This is a genomic window from Pedobacter sp. MR2016-24 (assembly GCF_026239655.1).
GTDB lineage: Bacteria > Bacteroidota > Bacteroidia > Sphingobacteriales > Sphingobacteriaceae > Pedobacter.
In genome coordinates, this window is sequence record NZ_JAPIVO010000003.1 from 340,938 (window position 1) to 367,236 (window position 26,299).

Here is a 26,299-nt window from a genome sequence, read left to right on the forward strand (position 1 = left end):
AAGCACCAGGAATTTTAATTCCCGGTGCTTTCTGGTTAGTACTGTATTGGTTTTGTTTGTATAAACTCGTAGTGCTTACTTATGCGTAAGGAATTCCGTCTTTAGTTTGCAATTTACTTTCGCCCATCAGGTATTCGTCAACTTTCCTCGCCGCCTCACGGCCTTCAGAAATTGCCCATACTACTAAGGACTGTCCTCTTCTCATATCTCCAGCTGCAAAAATCTTTGCAATGTTCGTTTGGTATTTTCCTTCTTCTGCTTTTACGTTACCCCTGTTATCCAGTTCAACACCTAATTTTTCAATTAAACCTTCTTTCTGCGGATGTAAGAAACCCATCGCCAATAAGACCAGCTGACAAGGCAGCTCACGCTCTGTTCCGGCGATCTCTTTGAAGTTTAGCGGGCGACCGCTCGGATCAATTTCCCATTCCACATCCACCACCCGTAAAGCTTTCAGCTGGTTGTTTTCATCAGCAATATACGCTTTTGTATTCACACCCCAAGCTCTTTCGCAACCTTCTTCATGAGAAGAGGTAACTTTTAACAACATCGGGAACGTAGGCCATGGCATATTATTCGTACGCTGATGCGATGGCATTGGCATAATCTCAAACTGCGTTACCGATCTTGCACCCTGGCGGTTTGATGTACCGATACAGTCAGATCCTGTATCACCACCACCAATCACAATCACATCTTTGCCGGTCGCCGTAATCGGCTCCTGCTCAAAGCTGAAATTACGTACACGCTTGTTTTGCTGTTTCAGGAAGTCCATCGCAAAATGTATGCCTTTCGCAGATCTGCCCGTTACCGGAAGATCACGCGGAATAGTAGATCCGCCAGCCAGGACGATCGACTGGTATTCTCTCAGTAAGGTATTCAGCTCTACATTCACGCCAACGTTGGAATTGCATTTAAACTCAATGCCTTCTTTTTCCATCAGCTTAATCCTTCTCGTCACCACATCTTTCTGCAGTTTGAAATCAGGAATACCGTAGTTCAGTAATCCTCCCGGAGTATCGTCACGTTCATAAACCACTACCTCGTGACCAGCTTTATTGAGCTGGGCAGCAGCAGCTAATCCTGCCGGACCTGAACCAATTACCGCTACTTTTTTACCGGTGCGGATCAATGGTGGTTCTGCTTTGATATATCCTTTTGAAAAAGCAATCTCAATAATATGTTTTTCTATCTCTTCAATAGAGACAGGAGATTTGTTAATTCCCAGTACGCAGGCCGATTCGCATGGCGCCGGACAAATCCTGCCTGTAAACTCAGGGAAATTGTTGGTACTTAACAAGATACTCGATGCCAGCTCCCATTCTCCTTTATATACGGCTTCGTTAAACTCAGGAATCACATTTCCCAAAGGGCAACCCGACTGACAAAATGGTACGCCGCAGTCCATGCAACGTGCACCTTCCTGCTTCACCTGTTCCTGCTCAAAAGCTACAACAAACTCGTTGTAATGCTGGAGACGCGCCTTAGCATCTTGTTTTGCAGGAGCAGTTCTTTCATACTCTAAAAATCCAGTTACTTTTCCCATTATGATATTTTTACTTTATTAGATTTTTTCAATAAAACAGCTTTGTATTCTTTAGGGAATACCTTGATGAAGTGTGCCGACTGAGTTGCCCAGTCACTCAAGATAAACTCAGCCAACTTGCTTTTTGTCAGTTGAATATGTTTAGCCAATAAGCTATTGATACGTAACTCATCCTCTTCATTCAGCGGATCAAGATCAACCATCTCCTTATTACATTTATTAGGGAAGTCGCCGTTCACATCATATACCCAGGCTACACCACCACTCATACCAGCAGCAAAATTGCTACCCGTATTTCCGAGGATCAGTACCTCACCACCAGTCATGTACTCACAACCGTGATCTCCCAGTCCTTCTACTACTGCCGTAGCACCAGAGTTCCTCACCGCAAAACGTTCACCCGCCAGTCCGCGTACAAACAGTTCACCTGAAGTTGCCCCATACAGCGCCACATTACCAATCAGGATATTTTGCTCAGGCACATAAGTCACTTCCTTAAAAGGATAGATCGACAGGCGTGCACCCGATAGTCCTTTACCCACGTAGTCATTTCCTTCACCTTCCAGCTCCAGCGAAAGTCCCCTTGCTGCAAAAGCACCGAAACTTTGTCCCGCAGAACCGTGGAATTTAAAGTTGATCGTATCAGGTGGCAATCCTGCACCTTTATAAATTTTAGACAGCTCATTAGACAACATCGTGCCAATCGCTCGGTCCGTATTTTTCACTTCGAAAGTCGCGAATACCGGTTCTTTATTCAATAAGGCCGGCTGTGCACTTTCAATCAGCTGATGATCCAGTACATGGTCAATTCCATGATCCTGTTTTTCTGTATTGTATAAGCTCAATCCGTTATCAGGTGCTTTGAACAAAATCGCAGAAAGATCAAGGTTTTTCAGTTTCCAGTCTTCCGGGCTAACCGCACGTAAACTCAGTGCATCTGCCTGTCCAACCATCTCTTCTACCGTTCTGAATCCGAGTTCTGCCATCGTTTCGCGTAACTCTTCCGCCAGGAAGCGGAATAAGTTCACCACATGGTCAGGATCTCCGGTAAACAGTTTTCTCAGGTCAGGATCCTGTGTCGCTACACCAACCGGACAAGTGTTCAGGTGGCATTTTCTCATCATGATACAGCCCGAAGTTACCAGTGCCGCAGTAGCCACACCCCATTCTTCCGCACCCAATAAAGTGGCAATAGCGATATCACGACCAGTTTTGAGCTGACCATCCGTCTGCAATACCACCCTGCTTCTCAGCCTGTTTTTAACCAGTGTCTGATGTGCTTCTGCCAATCCTAATTCCCACGGCAAACCGGCATGCTGAATAGAAGTCAGTGGTGATGCACCTGTACCGCCATCAAAGCCAGATACCAGGATTACGTCCGCATGTGCTTTAGCCACACCTGCCGCAATGGTACCTACACCGGCTTTAGAAACCAGTTTCACATTAATCCTTGCCGCCCTGTTTGCATTCTTCAAATCAAAGATCAGCTGTGCTAAATCTTCAATCGAATAAATATCATGGTGCGGAGGAGGCGAAATTAAACCAACACCCGGCGTAGCGTGACGAACCTTCGCAATCCAGTCGTCCACTTTATGACCCGGCAGCTGACCACCTTCACCTGGTTTAGCACCCTGTGCCATTTTAATCTGCAGCTCATCCGCATTCGTCAGGTAATTACTCGTCACCCCGAAGCGGGCGGAAGCAATCTGTTTAATCGAAGAGCGCATGGAATCGCCATTCGGTAGCGGTTCGTACCTGAGCTCATCCTCACCCCCTTCTCCAGTATTGCTTTTACCGCCTATCCTGTTCATGGCAATTGCCAGAGTAGAATGCGCTTCATGCGAAATCGAACCGAACGACATGGCGCCGGTCGCAAAACGTTTAAATATATTTTCAACCGGTTCTACCTCTTCCAGAGGAACAGAAGAACGGTTATAATTGAATTCAAATAATCCACGGATGGTATACGCCTGCTGTGTTTGTTCATTCACCAGCTTGCTGTATTGCTTAAACGTGTTGTAATCATTTTTCCTGGTCGCATTCTGCAATAAGTGGATCGTCTGCGGGTTAAACAAATGCTGCTCCCCTTTTCTTCTCCATTTGTAATTTCCACCGGTTGGCAAAATCGCATCCGGACGGGTAGATTTTCCAAATACACGACCATGTTTAATCAGACTCTCACGCGCAATCTCATCCAGACCTAAACCACCGATCCTGGATACTGCACCGCTGAAATAATTATCCACTACACTTTTATGGATCCCCAGGATCTCGAAGATCTGTGCGCCATGGTAAGACTGCAGCGTAGAAATTCCCATTTTAGAGAAGATTTTCAGCAATCCGCTGTTTACCGAGTAAATATAATTCTGGATCAGCTTATCCGCTGCAATACCACTCTCTTTATCAAAACCCGTAATCGTTTCCAATGCCAGGTAAGGGTTAATTGCTGTGGCACCAAAGCCAATCAGACAAGCGAAGTGATGTACTTCCCAAACATCGCCTGCTTCTACTACAATACCCACTGCACCACGGTGACCTTTACGGATCAAATGGTGGTGAACCGCAGAAACTGCCAGCAGCGAAGGAATCGCCGCATGTTCAGAATCCAGTGCCCTGTCAGACAACACAATTACCTGGAAGCCATCTTCCACAGCATCTACCGCATAACGGCACAGGCGATCCAGCGCCTTAGCCATAGAACCCGGTTTACCATCTGCCCTGAAATAAGTCTGCAGTGTTTTCGACTGGAATACACCGGTGTCAATACTTCTTACCTTTTCCAGCTCAGGGTTGGTCAGGATCGGATGTTTAATCCCTACACAATGACATTGCATCGCATTTTCTTCCAGCAGGTTCCCGTTGTTACCCATAAAACCTGCTAAACTCATCACCACTTTTTCCCTGATCGGGTCAATCGGAGGATTTGTTACCTGCGCAAATAACTGTTTGAAATAAGAAGAAAGGTGTTGTGGTTTCTGTGAAAGTACAGCCAAAGGAATATCCGTACCCATAGAACCAATCGGTTCCTTACCTTCAATCGCCATTGGTTTTAAGATCAGGTCAATATCTTCGCGACTATAACCAAATACCTGCTGGTATTTAAAGATAGACTCATGAGAGAGGCCTGTAAATACTACCCTTGGGTCAGAAAGCTCCTCCAGACGGATCTGGTATTGATTCAACCAGTCACCATATGGCCTGCGGCTACATACATCAGTTTTCACTTCCTGATCACTGATGATCCTGCCCTGCTCCATATCCACCACAAACATTTTGCCCGGTGTTAATCTTCCTTTTTCAATTACTTTGCTCTGATCCAATGCCAGGGCGCCAGACTCAGATGCCATCACTACAATGCCATCCTCTGTAATCGCATAACGCGAAGGTCTCAGACCATTACGGTCCAGCGTCGCACCAATCAGGTTACCATCCGTAAACGCAATCGCTGCCGGTCCGTCCCATGGTTCCATTAATGTAGCATGGAACTTATAGAAAGCCTGTTTGATCGGATCCATATCCTCGTTACCATCCCAGGCTTCAGGCACGAGCATCATCAGTACATGCGGTAACGAACGACCAGCATGTAGCAACAACTCAATGATATTATCCAGACAGCCGGAATCCGACTGTGTCTCATCAATTACCGGTAACAGCATATTCAGTTCTTCAGGCGTAAAATAGCTTGAAGCAAAAGATTTCACACTCGAGCGGAACCAGTTCAGGTTACCCTGCAAAGTATTGATCTCCCCATTATGCGCAATATATCTGAAAGGCTGCGCTAATCTCCATGAAGGAAAAGTATTCGTCGCAAACCTGGAGTGAATCAGTCCGAATGCCGATACAACACGTTTATCACTTAACTCCGTGAAATACGTACGTACCTGCATAGAGGTCAGCTGTCCTTTATATACTATAGTACGTGAAGAGAAGGAAGCGATGTAGAAGTCCGTCTTGATTCCTTTTACCGTATTCAAAATGGTTTTAGTCAGGTAATTCTTAAAAACGTATAATTTACGTTCAAAATCTGCTCCTGCAGCGATGTGATCAGGACGGGCCACAAACACCTGTTCCATTTCCGGTTCTACCGAAAGCGCCATATCACCTATATCAGTTGTATTGGTCAGTACTTTTCTAAAGCCAAGAATTTCCAGACCCAGCTTTTCTGCCGCACGGTAAATCACTTCCCTGCACTCTTCCCTTACCCTTACTTCCTTAGGGAAAAATAGCATCCCCACACCATAGTCGCCCGACTGGTTTAAACTGAAACCAATCTTCAGACATTCATCATATAAAAATTCATGTGGCACCTGAATCATGATACCGGCACCATCGCCCGTATTAATTTCAGCACCGCAAGCCCCCCTGTGGTCCAGATTTTCTAAAATAGTTATAGCATCGGAAATTATTTGCTGAGACTTTCTCCCCTTTACGTGAGCAACAAAACCAATACCGCAGGCATCGTGTTCAAAACTTGAATTATATAATCCCTGATTTTCCTCTTTTTGTTCCATATCTTAATGTATTCGAAACACTAAGATAATAAAATCCTATTCAAATTGCCATTTTTACATTTTTTTTATGAACCACAAAGAATGGCACAACGACTGACTCCTTTATTTAACAATTTGATAACGATAAATAGATTTCATTATTAATATCATAATCACGCTATTTAGAATCGTTTTTATTAAGACTCCTTCGCTTTTTTAAAATTAATACTAAAAAGCATTTTTTTTAAAACATTTTAGCCGTTAATTATGTTCTGGAAAGCTTGATCAGATTTTTAAAATCTGTTTTACCTGTTTCAGGCAGACAGATACACTAAGTGGACAGCAGCTTCAGACTCAGCTTCCAAAAATATAAAATTAATAATCCGATGGTTTTATCAGGAGCTTCCAGATTATAAATTAACCGCTATGAAAGGAGTCAGATGAGCAGAAATATTTTTTTCAGGCCAAATTTCGCTAAAAACGCAGATTACTCCTTAAATTAACAAAGCTTGAGTTTGTACAATTAGTCCTTCAAATCAAAAATTCAAGTACTGTATATTATACTATATATAAGGTGATCCATCTACCCGGATGTTTGGTTCGGCAAACCGATGAGATGCTTCCTGCTGTTTTGAGCACTTGTTAAATAAGCAGCTGTAATTGTCACCCATACCTAACCAGCACCCGATTTTCACTCCTCAGGAAAACAGATTTATCATTTTTTTCACCCAATATCCCCTGACCTGCGCATTTTCCCAGCCGAAAAACACCACAGCCAAGCCCAATTCAATCCCGTTTTCGCCCTCAAAACGGCAGATTCGCACTTTTTTAAAAATAAATGAAAAAAATATTGTCTTACAATACCCTAAATCTCAATCTATTATCCTTTCAAGCCGATTATTTATTAAAAAATATCTTGCACACTGTTTTGTAGACTAAACTCTTTTGCTACATTTGCAGTGGGCAAGTCCTTTACGATCAGCTCCCTTTGAACTCCCCCAGGGCGGGAACGAAGCAAGGGTAGAAGGTTGTAGCGGTGCGATAAAGGTTGCTTGCCCACTTTTTTATTTTTCAGATTGACTATGCTTCCAACGCTACACAATCTTCTGTTTAAAGCATACGCTGAAAGTACTCTCAAACTATTTTTCCTTAAATTATATAATCATGAAATTTTTCATTGACACAGCTAATCTTGAGCAAATCAAAGAAGCTCAGGACCTTGGTATTTTAGATGGTGTAACTACTAACCCTAGCTTAATGGCTAAAGAAGGTATCACCGGCGAAGAAAACGTAATCAACCACTACAAAGCAATTTGTGCAATTGTTGATGATAAAGTTAGCGCTGAAGTGATCTCTACTACTTATGACGAAATCATTAAAGAAGGTGAAGCATTAGCAGCATTAGATGCTAAGATTGTTGTTAAAGTTCCAATGATCAAAGACGGTATTAAAGCGATCAAATATTTCTCTTCAAAAGGTATCAGAACAAACTGTACTTTAATATTCTCTGCAGGACAAGCTTTATTAGCTGCTAAAGCAGGTGCTACTTATGTATCTCCTTTCTTAGGCCGTTTAGATGACATAGGTTCTGAAGGTTTAACATTGATCGAAGATATCCGTTTGATTTTTGATAACTATGGCTACCCTACTGAGATTCTTGCGGCTTCAATCCGTGGTCCATTGCATATTATCAGCTGTGCGAAATTAGGTGCAGATGTAATGACTGGTCCTTTGTCAGCTATTTTAGGTTTATTGAAACACCCCTTAACAGATAGTGGTTTAGCTACTTTCCTTGCGGATCATAAAAAAGCTGCTGAATCAGCTAAAGTATAATATTTGTAGATCATAGAATTTAGTCTATAAGTTATCCTTTATTGGATAAAAATGAAACCCCTTTTACCGACTGCCTAAATTTGCGGCGCAAATTGAGAAGGTCGGAAAAGGGGTTTTCATTTTTATTTTAAGATTTAGCAATGGAGGATCTAACCGGGTGTTTTGTTCTGGCGTATTAAGATAGAGCCATATTTATGTAATTCCCTCATAGTCCAATCCAAATCCTGATGTCTTTTTAAAGCTTAAACGAATGAATCATCCGGGCTACTTCAGTTTATCCGTTCCCAGTGTTACGCTTACCAGCTGATATCCATTCTCTGTTCTCAGGAAATCAAAATGATCCTGGGATTGCTTTTCATCCGGCAGATTGATTACGATTGTTTTTACCGGATAGTCCAGCTCTTTTGCTTCTCCGCAATTATTGAAATATTTTTGATATTCCGGAGAGGTATAAATTAAAGGATTCAGTCCGTTGTCAAATGTTTGATACGCAAATTCCGGGTTAGTAAGTTGTAACAGTTTTGACTTCAGCAGTTCGAAGTTAGCTTCAATAAATTTTGCTTTTGCAACACTTCCCCAGCCGTCTTCTTTTTCACCATTATCTTTCCAGAGATATACGTCCTTAGCAGTTGCATTCAATAAGCTTTCTTTGCTGAGGTTTGGTAACAGTGCGCCTTTAACCCAGTTGTCAAATTCGCGGTCTAAGTTAATGAAAGAGTAATATTTATTATTGGCTCCTTTAAAACTTACCCGGTTGCTATCGGTGGTTTCTCGATCTGCTATAATGACTGATGGGAAATGCAGATTGGTGGTGTACATGAAATTGTCGATCACTTCTTTGTTGGTGGTATCAATCAGCGACTGGTAACCGCCTGTCCAGGAGAAATGTCCGTCACCTAAATCTTCTTTCTTTGCATCTTTCAGGGCCATGATCAGGCCATTGTCTACTTTGCTCAAGGCATTGTATTCAGCAGGGATAACGATATTTCCTTTGCTGTTGAACATTCCCGTTTTGTCCGTCTTTTTATCCGTGAAACGGATGAAACCCTCACTTTCGCAGTCAGGCGTATTGTCAAATATATAAAGACTGTCCCTCCCCACTACCCTTCCACTTTTGGTCAGATAATGACTTTTCCATTTCACATCGTGTTCCTCTGTCACCACCATAATATGATCAAATTTCTTCGCGAAGGTCATCCCCATATATTTGGGCTTTATTTTTACTACGCCGTTTTTGTCTTTATAGCCAATCAGTGTTCTTTCTTTGTTTTCAATTGCTGTCCAGGTGTCTTTGCTTTGTGCGAATAGTGTGCAGCTTGTAATGGTCAGTAAACAGGTTAATACGTAAGTTCTCATGTATGGTTCTTGTAGGGGCTCTAATAAATTAAATTTAAAATGGTTTATACAGATAACGTCTGTTTACCTAAAGTAAATATATATACACAAATTAATAAATCATCATGATAATAAAAGCGCGGCTGATCATTTTTAAATAATCAGCCGCGCTTTTGATACAAAATTATGTCGATTACTCGCTCCGGCTTTGATTAAGGCTGCCCTTTTTCAATTTCTTCGCTAATCAATTCAAGGTAGGCAGGATCCGTACCTTCAAATACATCTTCTCCATCCAGCATATAAGCACTCAGAAAATGTTCTTTCGCTTTACCGATATTATCCAGTTCATAGAAAACTTCGCCAAGACAGAACCAGATGTATGGGTTATCTGTACCTTCGGGCGACATTAATGCGTTTTCATAGGCATCCAATGCGGCGTTGAAATTCTTTTGGCTCATGAGTGCATCTCCCAGGGCTACATATAACCAGGTTGCCGCCTCCCAATCAGTTTTAGGTTCAGACAGCATATTCAGCGCCTCCTCATATTTGCTGATTGCTGCTGACAGATTTTCCTCTCCCGCGAAATTATCACCTTCTTCCGCCAGCGTCACTATTGCATTGTAAATATTGTCATCCAATTCCATAAATACTCTTTTTCGTGTTTTTCAAGATCATGATAAAGATAAAAATATTCAGGAATAATTTCCAGCATGTAATGTTGATATTCATGATAATTTACCTGCGGAAAGAGATTAGCTGAATGCAGAGATGCAAAGAGTATTATTCGTCTGATCTTCTTTCGTCTGCATTTTTATCTATATCTCTCTTAGCAAACATGTTATCCAGTAGCTCATCAAATTCATTCCTTTCAGGATCCACAATAGCATTTTTAATGTCGAAGTGGAATTGTAAAGAGTTTAGCAATTTGTCAGATGCATAAAGATGATCGCTAGCGATAAATACATCATCCTGGTTTTCCACCCCATTAACTTTCATCCAATAGAAGTTCGGGAGATCCTTGTCTAAGTGAAAATTGTCTTTAAAATATAGGTCAGTAGTCACCTCCAAATCGTCAAAATGAAAGCCGGTAAATTCACTATCCAAAAGACTAAACTTTAATCTTTCGGTCACGATAAAACACGGAGCAATTTCCAGGAGGTCATCTCCTGCCCAGGATTGCAGGTGAATATGTAATTTTAAAATCTGATAAGGGTGTGTTGGATCCTCAAAAACGGTTCGCTCACCAAGATCAAGCATAATTTCAGGTATTAGTTTTTTGTAAGTCATGACGTATCATTTTTAAATCAGCAATCAGCACTTGTAATAAATTACTCCGGATCCCTGTAAAATGCTAAATACTTTGGGTCTTCATTCTCAAAATACCTGAAACCCGCATCTTTAACCACTGCTCTGAACTTCTCTAAAGCATTATTTAGTTCCCCTTTCGCAAAAAAGAATTTGCCTTCATTAAATTCACAATCACCATCGAAATGATGTAGCGTATCATTATTTTCCACCATGCGGGAAAGCCAGAGCTCTGCTCCTGTCAGTTCATTCTTAAGCATCAAGCCTTTAAACATGAATTTAGCGAAATTATAACCTTCATTCCAGGTATTCTTAGGATCAGGGAACAACTCCCATGCAGATTCACCCAAGGAGAGAAATCCAATTATACTATTTTCCTTCCAGGCAGATGCCGCCTGACTTTCCAATAATTCTATTTTGCTGTTTAGTTCTACATCCAGTAATGCCATGGTCATTAAAATTAATGCACTTCGTTTATCGCAGATCGACCTGCCACCTAATGATTTCCTTTTGCTATATCATCTCTGATCAAAGCTAAATATGCTGGATCAGCATCTTTAAAAATCTCATCGCCATCAAGCAAGTACGCGCTCATGAAATTTGTTTTTGCTTTTCCCATATTGTTAAGTTCATAAAATGCGCTACCTAACGAAAACCAAATGTAGGGGTTGACAGTACCATCCGGCGACATTAATGCCTGTTCATAGGCACCCAATGCTGCATCAAATATCTCCAGGTTAAACAATGCATCGCCCAAAGCTACATACAGCCAGGTGGCTGCTTCCCAGTCCGTTTTTGGTTCCGGTAGCAGATTCAATGCTTCCTGATATTTACTTATAGCAAATTCATGTTCTTCTTTTTCAGCATATTCATCTCCAGTCTCAGCCAGAACAACTATCTCATCATAAATTTTATCATCAAGTTCGGCATTTATTATTGCCGGGATCAATTCACCCGCAAATTGTCCAGGGTTTTGATAAAAGTATAGGTACTTGTTGTCCTCATCTTCAAAACACCTGCCCTTACTTTTCTCATCTGCAATCCTGAAATACTCCAGAGATTTATCCAGGTCTTTCGCTTCAAAATATACCTTAGCCTTTAAAAACTCGCCATCACCAGTAATCTGCTTATTCTTAAGGTAATCACTTAATTGCTCAACCCATTTGATAGCCTCAGCATGTCTTCCAATTAGTAGATAGTTTTCTACCATCCATTCTATCACATTAGAAGATTCTCCATAATCTCTTTTAGGTTCTGGTATCATCTGTAAACATTGCTCATATGTGCGAAAAGACTCCTCATACTTTTTTGATACAAATAGTTCATAGGCTTTATCCGTCAATTCATCAAAAGTATCGTAGATATTGTCTGGTAACTGTTTATATTTTTCTATGTGTTGCATATCCTCGTTTTAAAATAAATGATTTTGATTTCTGGCATATAGCAACTTCGGTTATTTAATAAGGGATGTGCCTTGCAAAAGGACATTACTTTAATCATTAACGTTAGGCAGCTCGCTGGCATAAGGAACAGTACCTATCGGAAAATCCCTTTCAAGACGAATTAAGCTCTCGTACTTTTCAAACTCGGGAAATGGTTCATATAGACCTGTAATATCAGCTGATTCTTTGCTTTCGTAATCGAAGAATTTCTTTTTCACCTCATCATATTTGCGATAATTCACGTTACCATCCTCATCGAAAACAAAATGGATTCTATAACTTTCATCTACGTCTGATCCAGACAAATAATTGTAGTACCAGACTTCTCGTATAAAAAACATATTGTTCAGTTTCCTGGATGGCGAGAATAAATATGAAACAAACCTGTGTCCGTCATGATTAATAAAATTGACTTCCATAAATTCACGAAGTAATATGATGTGGCAATAAAGCTCATCATCTTTGAATACAGAAAGTTCATACTGTAGCCCTCTGCCATGATTCAGTTCAGCAATTTCTCTCGCAGTGATATTCCCTGCTTCGTATTTCTTTTTATATCTTGTTTTGTTCAGTAAATCTAAACGGCCAATTAATTGGACTTCTGTCTGAAGTTTTTTAACAGAGGCCCATTCGATACTTTATTTTCATGTAGCCTTATTAATAATAGATGAGTTAACACCAATGAATATAAATCCGGTGGCCATATTTTATGATTGACGATAGATTAATTAAGCTATTACTTGTTCCAATTTGGCGGAAGCCATTTGTTGTCAGAATCATCCGTTCTGTCCGGATCATCATTAGACGTCTCATCCGATTCTTTAGGCATAATATCCAATGGGAAATTTCTTTCTAAGCGGATCAGGCTTTCATATTTTTCAAACTCAGGATAAGCCTCATATAGCCCACTCACATCAGAAGGCTCCTTACTCTCAAAATCCTGTGTTTTCTGATTCACCTCATCATATTTGCGATAATTTACATTTCCATCCTCATCAAAGACGAAATGCAGCCGATAACTTTCCTTATCGCTCGATTCAGATGTGTAGTTGTTATACCAAATCTCATCAAGAAATACTTTATCGGTATATTTTGTAGAAGGAGAGAAATAATAGGCCAGATATATTCTCAAATTACCATCTAAAAAATTGACTTTAATATACCCTCCTTTTATTACTAAATAACAAAACAGTTCATCTTCATCAATAATCGTTAACTCATAATGCAATCCCTTTTCATGGTTTAATCCAGCAATTTCTCTGGCAGTGATCTCCCCAGCTTCGTATTTTTTCTTATACTTTGTTTTATTCGATGTATCGAGCCTTCCAATTAATTGAACTTCTGTTTGAAGTTTCTTAACAGCTGCCCAAAAGTTTTGATACCTAATATCCATAACATCTACTTACATGATAATTGAACTTAATTTTTGTTCCAGTCAGGCGGTAACCATTTGTTTTCTTTCTTAGAATCCGGATTCACTTCATCATCCTGTGAAACTGGGCTTTTCAATGAAGTATCAATATCGCGCAAAAGATCACCCGGTTTGATTACATCTTCATAATTGCTTATTTCATCATATTCACCATATTTAGGTATGGACTTCCAGTTTTGACTAACATTAACCGGATGGGCAGCTTCCATATTATCCTCGATAACTTTCACAGACTCCTCCCTGATAAAGTCTCTGGTTCTAACGTTAAGTCCACCTTCCACAGAGAAAATCATATTTATATCTTTTTTTACATCTTGTAAAGGTTTATCCTTTTTATGATAATATTCTCTTACATAAACTTTGACCAGAAACATTTTTTCGGCATCCATTTTTTTGTAAGCCATATAGACGTATTCAAAAAGTCTTTCATCCAGAAAACGAACTTCTACAAGGTCCTCGCTGATAATTATGTAGCAGTGTGGATTATTGTCTTTATAGACTGTAACAGGATACCATAGATTATTAGCAGCAGCATATTTAGCCCATTCAGTTGTACTTATACCATGTTTTTTCCAAACTTCTTTTTTTATATCATCAGCAACTAAATCTTTGATATTATCCAAACTGTTTTCTTCATCCATGATTGTTAACATCAATGAATTATAAATGTGATGGTTAAAATTATTCATCCTTTAATATTTATTAAAATCCTATATGAGTAAAGACATCTTCAACATTTTCAACAATTGTCACGCCTTTTTTATTGGCATATTCCAATACATCTTTAGAAACATCACCAATTTTATCAACCTGCAGAAACTTATCACCGCTAAGTAAATCGCCTTTAGTTTTATTAGCTATTTCCATGCCTTTTTTATATTTAGTAGCAAGCTGATTAATATAACTCTTGGCTGTTTCGGCACTGATTTTTGAAAGATCAGTTGCTTTCCTTTCAATAATAGCATAATCTGGGATATAACCATCAACTCTTGAAACTAGCTTTCCGCCTTTTTTCAACCAAGTCTCTGAAAAATACTTCAATCCATTTTTTTCAGCTAGCTCTAAAAAGGCCTTATTTGCTGTCTTGTTGAACGCAATTCCCCTCAATATGTCAATCGCCCATTTCTCTCCAGCTTTAGCAGCAGCAGTTAAACAAACCTGTGCATTATGCACCAGCCACGCCAGCGCCCCCACAAAGTACGTATGCCAGCCCTCTACTTCAAAGTTAAAAACTTTACGCTTTTCATATAGGAATTTATGATCTTTAATAACGGTCCATATTCCATCTTTATTCTTTAGCTGTTCATCTTTCTCTAAATCTCCGGCAGCTTTCCAGCCCTCTTGTGTATAAAACGGATGTTCGGCGGTGGTTTCTATCGTTTCTCCCTCCAGACTGATCTCTACCGTAGCATCCACTTCCCGTTGCATAATGGCTGTTACTGATTTCAGCGCCACGGTTCCGGTTTCTTCATCGTAAGACCATACCTCTTCTCCGGTGACAATATCTTCGATCAGCTTCGTGCCGCCCGCCGTATGGATCACTGTCCCGGCCGGGAAACAGGCAAAGACGCAAACTTTCATCGTTGCCTTCGCAATATCGTCTACGTGTTTCGCAATCCCCTTCGCAACAGCCTTAGCACCCTGTTTCGTAAGCACCTTACCTGCAGCCTTTAAACTGGCTTTAGCTGCAGCTTTAATTCCAACCTTTGCACCGCTTTTTAGTGCCGTAGAAGCAGCTGTAGTTGCACCAAAACTCACCAGTCCGGCAACATCCATGGCTAAGAAACCCACATTTGCCAGGGCCATCCATCCGTTTCCTTTTGCAGTTTCACGGACAATCCCTATGATACTTCCTACTACAGGAATCAGCTCGGCAGTATCCCACCAGCCCCAGCCTTCATCTTCTTCCTCCTCGCTGTTCTCGTCAACCATACCCTGCAGTTCTTCCGGACTCACCGGCACCTGACCACTGGTCATGAATTCTACTTTTCCGCCAACGCTGCAGGGCAATGTAGATTTAAACAGCAAGGTCTCCTTGCCCTTGATTTTCACTTTATAGGTATCCGTCCATTCCACCGGAGCGGGCACACAGGCAGATCCGCTTAACGCGCAAATGCCGAAAGTGGGTATGTTAGTAATCGGAATTTTATCCGCTTTGGTACAGGCCATGCAGCCATTGATCTTCACGTTCTGGTTCGCTGTCCCGGTAAAAAATGCGGGCGCAGCACCTTTATCACAATGACAAACAGCCTGATCTACGATATATTCTAATTCATGTGGCATAAGCTATGGATTAAGTGATATCGGTGTCGCTTGAATTGATCCTGATGGTACTGCCGCCGGTTACCACTACATCCGCACCGTCTATGGTGGTCATTGTTTTACCGCCGACTACAGCAGAGGCTGTCGTACTGTTGAGACTCACATCGGTTTTACCAGTGATGGCAACGCCCAGGGTAGTCGCGTCCAGGGTAATCCCTTCCGTATCTGCCGTCGCTGCAATTGTTTTCTTGGCAGAGATAGCAATCGTCCCCTCACCGCCACCTTGTTCTCCAGGCTGTGCATTTATGGCGATGCTGTTACTGGCATTCACTACAAAGTCTTTGGTATTGATGGTAAATGAGTTAGGGGCTGTCAGCGTAACTGTTCCATCACCATGCATGGTAATCACATTACCACTCGGATCCTTCACATTGATACTGCCGTTACTGTCATCCATAATGATGGTATTACCGCTCCGGGTAGTCATGGCTTTGGTTTTATTGGTGCTGCTGCCACCGCTGCCACTCTTCCCATGGAACACACTGCCCATTACAATTGGCCGCGCAATATTTCCCTCTTCAAAGGCAATTACCACCTGGTCGCCGACTTCCGGTATAAAGACGAAACCGCGGTTTTTGCTGACTTTATCAGAGCTCCCGGCATCGGGGGTAATCACACGAAGCCATTCAGTATAGTCATTACAGCCGCATTCCCACTTGAATTTCACTTTAATGCGACCATGACCGCTGGGATCATTGTTGTCGACCACATTGGCGAGCTGCATATCGGGTTGTGGAGCCTGCACAGCAATCACAGGCACGCGCTCGGTCTCTGCAGCAATAGCCTCAAAGGTATTCTGATAATGCCCTACTCCGTCAATATGATGGTATACGGAGGTGATCAGGAACTTCCCAAAATCCTCAATCATAAAATCATTCAGTTTACGGGTGCTCATGCTGATATCGGCCACCCTTCCAATGCCTACCTGAGGATTATCGCCAGTACAGCTGATATGGAGCAGGTCGGACATAATGGCTTTCTGCTCATTTTCCACGAAGCTGCTGATATCAGAACTGCTGTCTGCACGGGTCACCAGCGGCTGGTTATAAGATTTGCTGTAGACAGAATTGGAAGCTTCAATGGCATGGGCCATATCTGGCGTACCTGAACCTTTCCCTTCGCCATTCGCAGATAACAACTCGTCATCCTTAGGGTTATAAGAAAACTTCTTGTACTTCAGAGGAGCTATCTGGATACCATATTGGATATTGCTGAGATCACGACCGTAGGTGAGCTTGATCTCTTTGATCTCATCGGGCTTACCGAACACCAATTGGGTACCGTCATAGTAAAACCATTCATGGTATTGGGCAGACAAACGGTTGATGAAGTCGAAATCACTTTCCCTGTACTGGATCACATAGTCGATCGGGGCTTTCCTGGCAGGGTTCACCTGCAGGTAGAGGTCATTCGCGGGAACTTCCTTCGTGGCCTGGTCTATGATGTCTTTTAGACCTTTAGCGAGATAAGAACCCAGATCCGGTCCCCGGTCTATCAATATCGTGGGACTAAAACCGGACAGGATGATATCGCCCATCAGTCCGTGCGACTGTGAAATGGCCACCTTGGTAATAATCCCCATAAACCTGTTTTCAGAACCGGGCACATTGCCAAATTCTATGGCAATATTTTTACCGATGAAATCTTTCGACTTATTCAAGGATAATGCACCGGGAAGCTCTACCTGATCCTGGTTAAAGCGCAGTTCAAAGCTATGGTGCTCATTAAAGCGCTGGTTTAAACTGAACCTGGAGAAGGTAGATATGACTGTTCCGTCTATGTTGATCTCTACTTTTACTTTGTTTTCCATTGTATTCGATTTGGCAAAATGGCAGGATGTATTTGCTATATGTTGATCAGCGCGCTGTCTGATCTCTTACGATGCTGATGTCCACAATCTGATTCTGTTCTGTTTCGTCGGGGAAATAAGCACTCCTGACGTAAAGGGAAACGATAGGCTGCTTCCCGCCTAAATGAGATTTGAGATCGATTTTAATTGGCGGGGGACTTTTATGTTCGCGGAAAAGCGGCCCTTCCGGCTCCAGCGGACCAAAATGTGCGATGATCGTTTTGTAGCTCAAATTAAAGCCTATGGAATAGGGTAAGGAAAGTGATACCACATCACGCTGTTGCGCTTTGTTGAATGGCTGAAAATAAGCGAACACCGTATTTTCAGGCGCATCCTTTTCTGATTTAGGGATAATGAGGGGGAAAAACCGGGAAAAGCTGTCTGTTAATTTTTTGAACCTGTCTTCAGTAAAACCCGACCTGTGCAGGCCAAAGGCGATGCTGTCTACATAGGTAAGGAGCTGCTGATTAACAGATTTAGTAAGTGCGGCTGATTTTGCGGGCGACTGGACAGTATCTGTCGATACTCCCTGCGTATGAGATGCTGTACATCCGGCAACCGGAAGTAAATATAGCACAGGTATAAACCACTTGATTCCTAATTGTGCTTTGAAAGCCATAATTATAGATTTTTGTGTGAGTGGTATAAAATTGATTTTACACCATGTGGATGGCAACAAATATGAGACCAGTCCGGCCACAACTATCAGTCAGTTAGACTGATGATCCTGAAAAAATTGCGTTTAAGAATCGTAAAGGCATTATTCGCCTGAAAATATTTTAAAAAATAACGTTATTTTTTTTCACGTGAGAATGATTAGCCAGCTTTAACTGTAACGTTTTAGGACAGAGTGTATCCTATCCCCACACAATTTATCAGGCTTTTCTTGATGTGCCCTGTTTTCTTTTACCCGATCAGACCGGCATTGTCTTTTAAGGCTACACCGGATAGCTCCCTTCTGAAAGCTTCCTGCACCAGGTAAAAGATCTTTTCTGCCGCAAGGGCGAAGGACAATCCGCCTTCTCGGATATTGGATACACAATTGCGCGATTCATCGGTTAGCCCGGGTTCAGGATGATAAGTCAGGTATGCCCCGATACTGTCCGCGGCACTTAAGCCTGGTCTCTCCCCAATCAGGATCAAAGAGAGTTGAGCTTGTAAGCTATGGGCGATAGGATCTGCTATAGCCACCCTGGCTTGCTGAACCAGGCAAAGCGGCGACAATCGGTATTTCATTCCCTTAAACAGCGGGATTAAGGCACTGAGCAAAGGGATAGCATTCGTATTGATTGCCGTAGCGGATAAACCATCCGCCAGCAGGATACAGATATCGTAAGTCAGCAGGTTTTCCTGAACCAAAGCCAGCGAAGCTTCATCCGGCAACCTCCCCAGATCTGGCCGCTGTAAATAGACCTGCCTGTTCTCTGCTTTGCTTTGTAAATGCAGCACCGGCAAGTCGAGTGCTTTCAGCTCCACCGTCAGACCTTCCACATCCAATACTGAATAGACTGCATCTCTGGCATGGGCATGGGCCAGTTTGAACTCCAGCGACTCAGCAGTCGGGATACTGTTGCCCACCCTGCCTAAGGCAATTCTCGCAGCAGTAAAGGCTTTGAGCGACTCCCACGAGTCAGACATTTTGGCAGTAATCAATTCCATATCTAATTATTTTTCAGTACTTTATATATGATTTAATCAATAACTAATTGATTATATCTATCCTCATTTACCCACCCTTAAAACAAATGGGCAATCAGCTGTTTCGTCATTTGGTTATGGGCGATCTTCCCATTTTCATTCGTAATCCCCTGATTGATCAGCCAGGCTTCAAACTCCGGAGCGGGCCTTAAACCCAGCACTTCTCTTACATATAAAGCGTCATGGAAGGAGGTTGACTGGTAATTGAGCATAATATCGTCAGAACCGGGAATCCCCATAATAAAATTACAGCCCGCCACGCCAAGCAGGGTCTGCAAATTATCCATATCGTCCTGATCCGCTTCCGCATGATTCGTATAACAGACATCGACGCCCATCGGCAAACCGAGCAACTTCCCGCAGAAATGATCTTCCAGCGCTGCACGGATAATTTGTTTGCCATCATATAAATATTCAGGTCCGATAAAGCCGACTACCGTATTCACCAGCAAGGGGTTATATTTCCTTGCCACCGCATAAGCTCTTGCCTCGCAAGTCTGCTGATCCAGGCCGTGATGTGCATTGGCCGACAAAGAACTCCCCTGCCCGGTTTCGAAATACATTACATTCTGGCCGACCGTTCCGCGCTTCAAAGACAGCGTCGCCTCATAAGCTTCATCCAGCACAGAAAGACTTACACCAAAGCTCGTATTCGTAAGTTCCGTTCCGGCGATCGACTGAAAACAGAGATCCACCGGTGCCCCGCTATTGATCAGTTCAATCGTAGTCGTGATATGACTCAGCACACAAGACTGCGTAGGGATCTCAAACTGCTGTCGCACATTGTCTATCAGCTGCAGCAATTTCAGCACCGCTGCCGGACTATCCATAGCCGGGTTAATCCCGATCACTGCATCGCCACTGCCGTATAACAAACCATCAATCATACTTGCCGCTACTCCTTTCGGATCATCCGTAGGATGGTTTGGCTGCAAGCGTGTCGAGAACCTGCCCTTTAAACCTATCGTATTCCTGAAACGTGTCACTACAGTACATTTCCTTGCCACCACAATCAGATCCTGGTTTCGCATCAGTTTGGATACAGCAGCTACCATTTCCGGCGTCAATCCCCATTTCAGCCCTTTAATCGTTTCCGGATCTGTCAGATCGCTCAGCAGCCAGTCCCTCAGTTCCCCCACCGTTATATGCGCTACAGGTGCAAAGGCTAGCGGATCATGACTATCCAGAATCAGCCGCGTCACTTCATCCTTTTCATAAGCAATCAGCGCCTCCTGCAGAAAATCCTTCAAAGGCACATCCGCCAGTGTGAGCTGCGCCGCCACACGCTCTTCATAATTTGCCGCCGAAATCCCCGCTAAGGCATCCCCCGTCCTAAAAGGCGAAGCTTTCGCCAGCAGTTCTTTCAGATCCTTAAAACTGTATACCTGGTGCCGAATCGTATGCTGATATCCCATCTTATTCTCCTCCTCTAATTAAAGCCGACTGCTCCAGCAAAACATCGTTCATAATTTTCTCTTTGTGTTTGCCCTTCAGCATAAAAACCAGCACCGCCAGTAACAGTCCCGCGAAAAACACGCCACTCAGCATCAGGTTATAATAGACAATCGCTATGAGGCATAAGGCCGATAAAAATAGTGCTATCGCCGGGAAGACCGGGTAAAAAGGCGCGAGAAATGGTCGTTTCAGCGCAGGCTCCTGTCGCCGTAACAGGAACAAACTGACCATGCTCATCAGGTACATCACCACGGCGCCCAGCACAGAGAGGATAATCACCTGACTCGTTGTGCCCGTTAATAAGGCGATGAAACTGACTAGTCCGCCGGCTACGACCGACCAATGCGGTGTCTTGAACCGATGGTTCACCTTCGCCAAACCCCGCGGCAAATAACCACTCCTTGCCATCGCAAACAATTGTCTGGATCCCGCCAGTATAGTCCCGTGGAAAGAAGCAATCAGTCCGAATAAACCTATACTCGCAAACAACTTCGTTAAACTGCTGCCCTTGCCCAGTACCACAGCAATCGCTTCCGGCAAAGGATAATCTATGTTACTCAGCTTGTGCCAATCCGTAATCCCGCCCGTCAAAATCATCACCCCCAGCGCCAGGAAAGTCAGCGTAGCCAGGCCCGAAATATATCCCTTTGGAATGTTTTTCTCCGGATCCTTCACTTCTTCTGCGACCATCGCTACGCCTTCTATCGCGAGGTAAAACCACACCGCAAATGGCAAAGCCGCAAATACGCCCGTCCAGCCAAAAGGCATTGGATCATGCATAAAGTTGGTCATTTCGAAATGCGGACCGATAATCCCCATAAACAGCAGCAGTTCGCCCACTGCCAGGATTGTGATGAAAACAGAGAAAGTGGCCGACTCCTTTACGCCGGAAATATTCAGCAGGATAAACACCACGTTAAAAAAGAGGGCCGACTGTAAAGCTGGTATCGAAGGATATAAAAAATGAAGGTAGCTGCCCAGTGCCAGCGCAATTGCCGGTGTCGCCAGCAGGAAATCTACCAAAGTGGCATAACCCGCAACCAACCCGCCAAAAGGTCCCATTGCCCGGTAACTGTAAGCAAAAGCCCCTCCTGCATGCGGTATCGAAGTCGTCAGCTCCGTATAACTGAAAATGAAAGTCACATACATCACCGTAATGATCAGCGTGGCGATTAAAAAACCTACCGTTCCCGCTACTCCCCAGCCGTAGTTCCAGCCAAAATATTCACCCGAGATCACCAGTCCAACCGCTATTGCCCAAAGATGGAGCGACTTCAATGTACGTTTCAAAGTTTCAGGTGTCGGCTTCATCATCATATTTCAGCGGCTTTAAGAGGATAACTGCAAGAAATATAGTAATTTATCTTTCTAAAACATAGAAAAAGAGCATTAGACCTGCCTTTACAACAGATTTAATGCTCTTCCTCATCATAAAAATATATACCGCTAATCTTAATTTAACATCAGCAGTTGATGCTTTATTCTCCGGCCAATACAGCCTTTACGTTTTCATACACAATCTGCTCATCAGGTGCAATCAGAATACCCTTTACTCCTGCGCCATTTGCTGCTTCCACATCCCTTGGTTTATCCCCAATCATTACAGATAAAGCAGGATCAATATTATAATCCGCAATCGCATCCAGTAACATGCCCGATTTTGGCTTGCGGCATAAACAATCTCCCCCAACAGTCGGGTGATGCGGGCAATAATACGCATGAATAATCTCTGCACCATGCTCTTCAAACTTGTTAAACAAGATCTCATGCATTTCTGCCAGTGTATCTTCCGTATACCTGTTCAAAGCAATCCCACCCTGATTGGTGATCACTACCAATAAATAGCCTTCATCAAACAGGCGTTTTAACGGTGGAATCTGGTATTCCAGCACTTCAAAATCTTCTACTTTGCAGATGTAATCAAATCTTTCATGGTTCAGTACCCCATCACGGTCTAAAAATATAGCTTTATTCATTATTTCGTATTTGCTGCCAAAGATCAAAATATAATTCAATTATCACAGCCTTGTGTGGTCTTTTAGACGGCTAATCTTGCATGCTCATCAAAAATAGATACCTTTAAAGATATTTTTTTATAACACATGATCAAAGAAGAATTCAAACCATTTGTTCCTGCAGAAAGTAATATCGCAGAGTTTACCCTCAAATCCATCCTGCTCGGCTGTATTGCAGGGATTATCTTCGGTGCAGCAACTGTATACCTCGCCCTCAAGGCTGGTTTAACCGTTTCCGCCTCTATCCCTATCGCTGTACTTGCCATCACCCTGGGTAAGAAATTCTTCAAAACCACTATACTTGAAAATAACATTATCCAGACTACCGGTTCTGCCAGCGAATCCATTGCTGCTGGTGTGGTATTTACCCTTCCCGGATTTTTATTCCTCAGCACAGATATTGGCGGCCAGAGTTCCGGCGAAGCCTTTTTCAACTATATGACCATCCTTATCCTTGCCATCCTCGGTGGTGTGCTCGGTACCATGATGATGATCCCTTTACGCCGTTCATTGATTGTTAAAGAACATGACACCCTTCCTTATCCCGAAGGTACTGCCTGTGCCTCCGTATTAAAGGCCGGAGAAAGAGGCGGCGATTTCGCTAAAACCGCTTTCTGGGGACTAGGATTTGCGATGGTCTATGCCATTATGCAAAAGGTATTCCATGTGATTGCCGAAGCGCCTGCATTTGTCACTACCCAGGCCAATAAATTCCTCCCTTCCGCAGAAGTAAGCGGAGAGATTACGCCGGAATATTTAGGTGTGGGTTATATCATCGGACCAAAAATTGCCGGTGTACTCGTTGCCGGTGGTGTACTGGCCTGGTTAGGACTGATCCCCTTATTAGCGACCTTAATCGATCCCGCAATTGCTGCACACCAGCTGGTGAAGCTAGGCCTGATGGCCGATATCACCAAAGCCGCTCCCGGTGTTGGATGGGATCCTTTAACACAAACCTTTTCTAACTATCCCTTAGCCATTTACCAGGCCTTTGTTAAACAAATTGGTGCAGGTGCAGTAGCTGCCGGTGGATTCATTACGCTCTTAAAAACTATACCTACTATCGTTTCTTCCTTCAAAGAAAGTATGGGTTCCATTAAGGAAGGAAAAACCGTTTCAGAAACTAAAAGAACAGACCGCGATCTATCCCTAAAGGTAGTCGGCCTTGGTAGTTTAGCCCTGATCATCCTTGTTGCCGTTTTACCACAGATTCCAAGTACTGGCATTATGAGCAATTTGCTGATCGGAATTCTTGTTGTGGTATTCGGTGCATTCTTCGTTACCGTTTCCAGCAGAATTGTCGGATTGATCGGTTCCAGTAATAACCCGATCTCCGGGATGACTATCGCTACCATTATGGGAACCTGCCTCATCTTTATCGCCGTTGGCTGGACAGGCAAAGTCTACGAACCTATGGCTTTAGTCGTGGGTGGTATGATCTGTATCGCAGCAGCAAACGCAGGTGCAACCTCACAAGATTTAAAAACAGGTTACATTATCGGCGCAACCCCAAGATATCAACAACTCGCTTTATTTATTGGTGTAATCGTTTCTTCTATTGTAATCGGATTAACTGTTCGCATTCTTGATACGCCTACTCCTGAAATGTTAGCCCAAGGCATTAAACACGCCATCGGCACCGCAGAATATTCTGCACCACAGGCTACATTAATGGCTACCCTCATTAAAGGAATGCTTTCTTTTAATCTGGACTGGCAATATGTGCTTGTAGGTGTGTTTATCGCTATCACCATAGAACTATGTGGCATCAATTCATTATCATTCGCTGTAGGTGCTTATTTGCCCCTTTCTACTACCCTGCCTATTTTTGCAGGAGGAGCCATCAAAGGTATCGTAGAGTGGAGAGAAAAAAAGAAAGCTAAAACTGCCGAAGAAGAAGAATTAGGTCCCGGCAACCTTTTTGCAACTGGCTTGGTCGCCGGAGGAGCATTGGCCGGAGTGGTTGTTGCTATCCTGATGGTGATTCCTTCCGTGAAGAACAATCTCGAGAAAGTAAGCGTTGAGCCGATCTTCACTACCTGGTTTGGTTCCGGAGGCTATCAGATTCTCGGTGTTTTGATCTTCCTCTTTATGGGATTTGTGTTATTTAACATCGGCAGAAAGAAATCTGAAGCAGAAAACATCTTAAAATAAGGAATTATTCAGGGCTTTTTCAACGTAAAAAGCCCTGAATTGTTGCAAAATTAACATAGAATTGATCTCAGATGAAATTAATCCGGCTTAAAATCAGCCTAGTACCTGTTTTGGCCAATATTTAGTTGCAGTATATTAATCCTAATCTTACATTTGCATCACTTTAACGGAAACGCTTAGAGTAAAAGTTCATCAGAACTTTTGATTCCGTAGCTCAGCTGGTAGAGCATTACACTTTTAATGTAGTGGTCCTGGGTTCGAATCCCAGCGGGATCACACCAAAGACTATCAAAATGTATAAAACCCTGCGATCGCACGATTAGCAGGGTTTTTGCGTTGAGGGAATTGCCAAAAATCGCACGAATTCACAAAACTTTGATGAGTGATTCGGTGAGTATCTTGTGTTTTGATAAAGCCGATGTACTCCTTTTGTCCTTTAAGGATGGTATTCTTCAACAGTTCATCGTTTAGGTCGGTCGGATCTTTATTGCTCCGATAAAAATACTCCACCATCTGGGATAACATCAAACGCTTTGACCTGCAGAGCTTTAGGGCTATCTCTTTAAATTTCACATCATCCTGCACCGAATATTTTACCGTTCTCAATGTTTCCTGCATATCCATGTATCTTTATAACCAGTTATATCGCACCCTTAAGGGGGTTCCAATTTTGACTTCTATGGCACTTTAACAGTGGACGAGAACCCCACAGTGTAGCGTGGGGAAAGCAAAGTAGGGCTCTGCCCAACTCCCGCTTGCTCCTTTTCCCGAAGAAGGAAAAAGACTTTTCTGCAATGTGCCAACCTCTCATGGTTCGCCGTTATTGCCCAACAAGGTAACGCTGCTTGCAAGGTTTGGATGGTACAACGGTTCGTATTCGATAAGGCTGCTTGCGATCAGCTCGCCCATGCATTTGTGGTAGGTCGGATGAGAACGGATGGCCGAATGTTTCATCAGCTCCCGCCCTGAAACCCGAAACGGATTTTGGCGCGACGCCTTGTCGTGGTACATGAGTATAGCCGAATAAAGGCTGAGGTGTGATTGACGGAAACGCGTGTTCCCGCTGGTAAGCTTCAGAAAGCTCGCCAGTTGTTCTGCCGTTCCCATTACGAATTTCTGATTCCGCCCAAGAACTGTTCGATGTCCGCATGCGCATAATAGAATATGCCTCCTATCTTTTCATAGGGAAGTCTACCCTCGATTCGAAGGTTCTGAAGGGTACCAGATGAAATCTTTAACATCGTTCTTACCTCCGAGCTTCGAAGGAATCGTTTATTGGTTAAGGTTTCATTGGTTCTGATGGTCTTTTTGATTTCCTCAATAAGTTCGGACTTGAACCTTTGTAGTTCTTCTTTGGTTAGGATCTCGATCTGCATAATGCCTCCGTATTTAAGTTTATGGAAGCAAAATTGTAGCGGGAAAT

The 26,299-nt window shown here is 42.9% G+C and carries 22 protein-coding genes, 1 tRNA gene and 1 other RNA gene; 4 read left to right on the forward strand and 20 right to left on the reverse strand.

All coding sequences use genetic code 11. The features are described from left to right. Positions 1-79: 79 nt before the first annotated feature. Positions 80-1,546, reverse strand: coding sequence for a glutamate synthase subunit beta (locus OQX62_RS09205; protein ID WP_265831191.1), 1,467 nt, complete (start codon positions 1,544-1,546; stop codon positions 80-82). Beyond that, positions 1,546-6,057, reverse strand: a complete 4,512-nt coding sequence (gene gltB / locus OQX62_RS09210) for a glutamate synthase large subunit (RefSeq protein WP_265831192.1) — start codon at positions 6,055-6,057, stop codon at positions 1,546-1,548. Before gltB ends, OQX62_RS09205 begins: the two co-directional genes overlap by 1 nt. Before the next feature lie 940 nt (positions 6,058-6,997). Between gltB and ffs the strand changes: the two genes are divergently transcribed. Both ffs and fsa read left to right on the forward strand, forming a co-directional pair. Next, an RNA gene (gene ffs / locus OQX62_RS09215) (signal recognition particle sRNA small type) lies at positions 6,998-7,097 on the forward strand. Positions 7,098-7,200: 103 nt separating this feature from the next. Continuing rightward, entirely contained in the window at positions 7,201-7,869 is a 669-nt protein-coding gene (gene fsa, locus OQX62_RS09220; RefSeq protein WP_265831193.1) for a fructose-6-phosphate aldolase, read from the forward strand. 264 nt (positions 7,870-8,133) lie between these two features. On the opposite strand, the gene OQX62_RS09225 is transcribed toward fsa, so the two are convergent. The 15 genes from OQX62_RS09225 to OQX62_RS09295 all read right to left on the reverse strand — a co-directional run bounded on the left by OQX62_RS09225 (position 8,134) and on the right by OQX62_RS09295 (position 22,683). After that, positions 8,134-9,225: a WG repeat-containing protein gene (locus OQX62_RS09225; RefSeq protein ID WP_265831194.1), complete on the reverse strand. Its 1,092-nt coding sequence runs from the start codon at positions 9,223-9,225 to the stop codon at positions 8,134-8,136. Between the two features lie 191 nt (positions 9,226-9,416). After that, a complete protein-coding gene (locus OQX62_RS09230) occupies positions 9,417-9,848 on the reverse strand; it encodes a tetratricopeptide repeat protein (protein ID WP_265831195.1) in 432 nt (143 codons plus the stop codon). A gap of 136 nt (positions 9,849-9,984) precedes the next feature. Next, the gene (locus OQX62_RS09235; RefSeq protein WP_265831196.1) at positions 9,985-10,491 is read right to left on the reverse strand and encodes a hypothetical protein; all 507 of its coding nucleotides are present in this window, start codon (positions 10,489-10,491) and stop codon (positions 9,985-9,987) included. Between the two features lie 41 nt (positions 10,492-10,532). After that, on the reverse strand, positions 10,533-10,958 hold the full coding sequence (locus tag OQX62_RS09240) for a hypothetical protein (protein WP_265831197.1): 426 nt from the start codon (positions 10,956-10,958) through the stop codon (positions 10,533-10,535). A 47-nt stretch (positions 10,959-11,005) separates the two neighbouring features. After that, a complete protein-coding gene (locus OQX62_RS09245; protein ID WP_265831198.1) occupies positions 11,006-11,911 on the reverse strand; it encodes a tetratricopeptide repeat protein in 906 nt (301 codons plus the stop codon). Between the two features lie 90 nt (positions 11,912-12,001). Next, positions 12,002-12,370 carry a hypothetical protein gene (locus tag OQX62_RS09250; RefSeq protein ID WP_265831199.1) on the reverse strand — a complete coding sequence of 123 codons (369 nt, stop codon included), beginning with the start codon at positions 12,368-12,370 and terminating at the stop codon, positions 12,002-12,004. 317 nt (positions 12,371-12,687) lie between these two features. Next, complete coding sequence (locus tag OQX62_RS09255) at positions 12,688-13,344, reverse strand: hypothetical protein (protein WP_265831200.1); 657 nt, start codon at positions 13,342-13,344, stop codon at positions 12,688-12,690. A 26-nt stretch (positions 13,345-13,370) separates the two neighbouring features. Further along, positions 13,371-14,024 (reverse strand): hypothetical protein, encoded by a 654-nt coding sequence (locus OQX62_RS09260; RefSeq protein ID WP_265831201.1) that lies wholly within the window; start codon positions 14,022-14,024, stop codon positions 13,371-13,373. 61 nt (positions 14,025-14,085) lie between these two features. Beyond that, on the reverse strand, positions 14,086-15,666 hold the full coding sequence (locus OQX62_RS09265; protein WP_265831202.1) for a polymorphic toxin-type HINT domain-containing protein: 1,581 nt from the start codon (positions 15,664-15,666) through the stop codon (positions 14,086-14,088). 10 nt (positions 15,667-15,676) lie between these two features. Next, positions 15,677-17,515 carry a type VI secretion system Vgr family protein gene (locus tag OQX62_RS09270; protein WP_265831203.1) on the reverse strand — a complete coding sequence of 613 codons (1,839 nt, stop codon included), beginning with the start codon at positions 17,513-17,515 and terminating at the stop codon, positions 15,677-15,679. 46 nt (positions 17,516-17,561) lie between these two features. Continuing rightward, positions 17,562-18,173 (reverse strand): hypothetical protein, encoded by a 612-nt coding sequence (locus OQX62_RS09275; protein ID WP_265831204.1) that lies wholly within the window; start codon positions 18,171-18,173, stop codon positions 17,562-17,564. Between the two features lie 287 nt (positions 18,174-18,460). Further along, the gene (eutC, locus tag OQX62_RS09280) at positions 18,461-19,213 is read right to left on the reverse strand and encodes an ethanolamine ammonia-lyase subunit EutC (protein WP_265831205.1); all 753 of its coding nucleotides are present in this window, start codon (positions 19,211-19,213) and stop codon (positions 18,461-18,463) included. 77 nt (positions 19,214-19,290) lie between these two features. After that, positions 19,291-20,667, reverse strand: a complete 1,377-nt coding sequence (locus OQX62_RS09285; protein WP_265831206.1) for an ethanolamine ammonia-lyase subunit EutB — start codon at positions 20,665-20,667, stop codon at positions 19,291-19,293. Between the two features lies 1 nt (position 20,668). Further along, positions 20,669-22,024, reverse strand: a complete 1,356-nt coding sequence (gene eat, locus OQX62_RS09290) for an ethanolamine permease (RefSeq protein WP_265831207.1) — start codon at positions 22,022-22,024, stop codon at positions 20,669-20,671. Between the two features lie 161 nt (positions 22,025-22,185). Further along, positions 22,186-22,683 carry a D-glycero-alpha-D-manno-heptose-1,7-bisphosphate 7-phosphatase gene (locus OQX62_RS09295; protein WP_265831208.1) on the reverse strand — a complete coding sequence of 166 codons (498 nt, stop codon included), beginning with the start codon at positions 22,681-22,683 and terminating at the stop codon, positions 22,186-22,188. Positions 22,684-22,809: 126 nt separating this feature from the next. Here OQX62_RS09295 and OQX62_RS09300 point away from each other — a divergent pair, with 126 nt between their 5' ends. Next, positions 22,810-24,876, forward strand: coding sequence for an OPT family oligopeptide transporter (locus tag OQX62_RS09300; protein WP_265831209.1), 2,067 nt, complete (start codon positions 22,810-22,812; stop codon positions 24,874-24,876). Positions 24,877-25,079: 203 nt separating this feature from the next. After that, positions 25,080-25,152: transfer RNA gene (locus OQX62_RS09305), tRNA-Lys, on the forward strand. 12 nt (positions 25,153-25,164) lie between these two features. Here OQX62_RS09305 and OQX62_RS09310 read toward each other — a convergent pair. The 3 genes from OQX62_RS09310 to OQX62_RS25095 all read right to left on the reverse strand — a co-directional run bounded on the left by OQX62_RS09310 (position 25,165) and on the right by OQX62_RS25095 (position 26,252). Continuing rightward, the gene (locus OQX62_RS09310) at positions 25,165-25,500 is read right to left on the reverse strand and encodes a BfmA/BtgA family mobilization protein (RefSeq protein WP_265831210.1); all 336 of its coding nucleotides are present in this window, start codon (positions 25,498-25,500) and stop codon (positions 25,165-25,167) included. A 183-nt stretch (positions 25,501-25,683) separates the two neighbouring features. Continuing rightward, complete coding sequence (locus OQX62_RS09315; protein WP_265831211.1) at positions 25,684-25,983, reverse strand: hypothetical protein; 300 nt, start codon at positions 25,981-25,983, stop codon at positions 25,684-25,686. After that, on the reverse strand, positions 25,983-26,252 hold the full coding sequence (locus OQX62_RS25095; protein ID WP_265831212.1) for a helix-turn-helix domain-containing protein: 270 nt from the start codon (positions 26,250-26,252) through the stop codon (positions 25,983-25,985). The genes OQX62_RS09315 and OQX62_RS25095 overlap by 1 nt, the downstream gene beginning before the upstream one ends. Between the last annotated feature and the right edge of the window lie 47 nt (positions 26,253-26,299).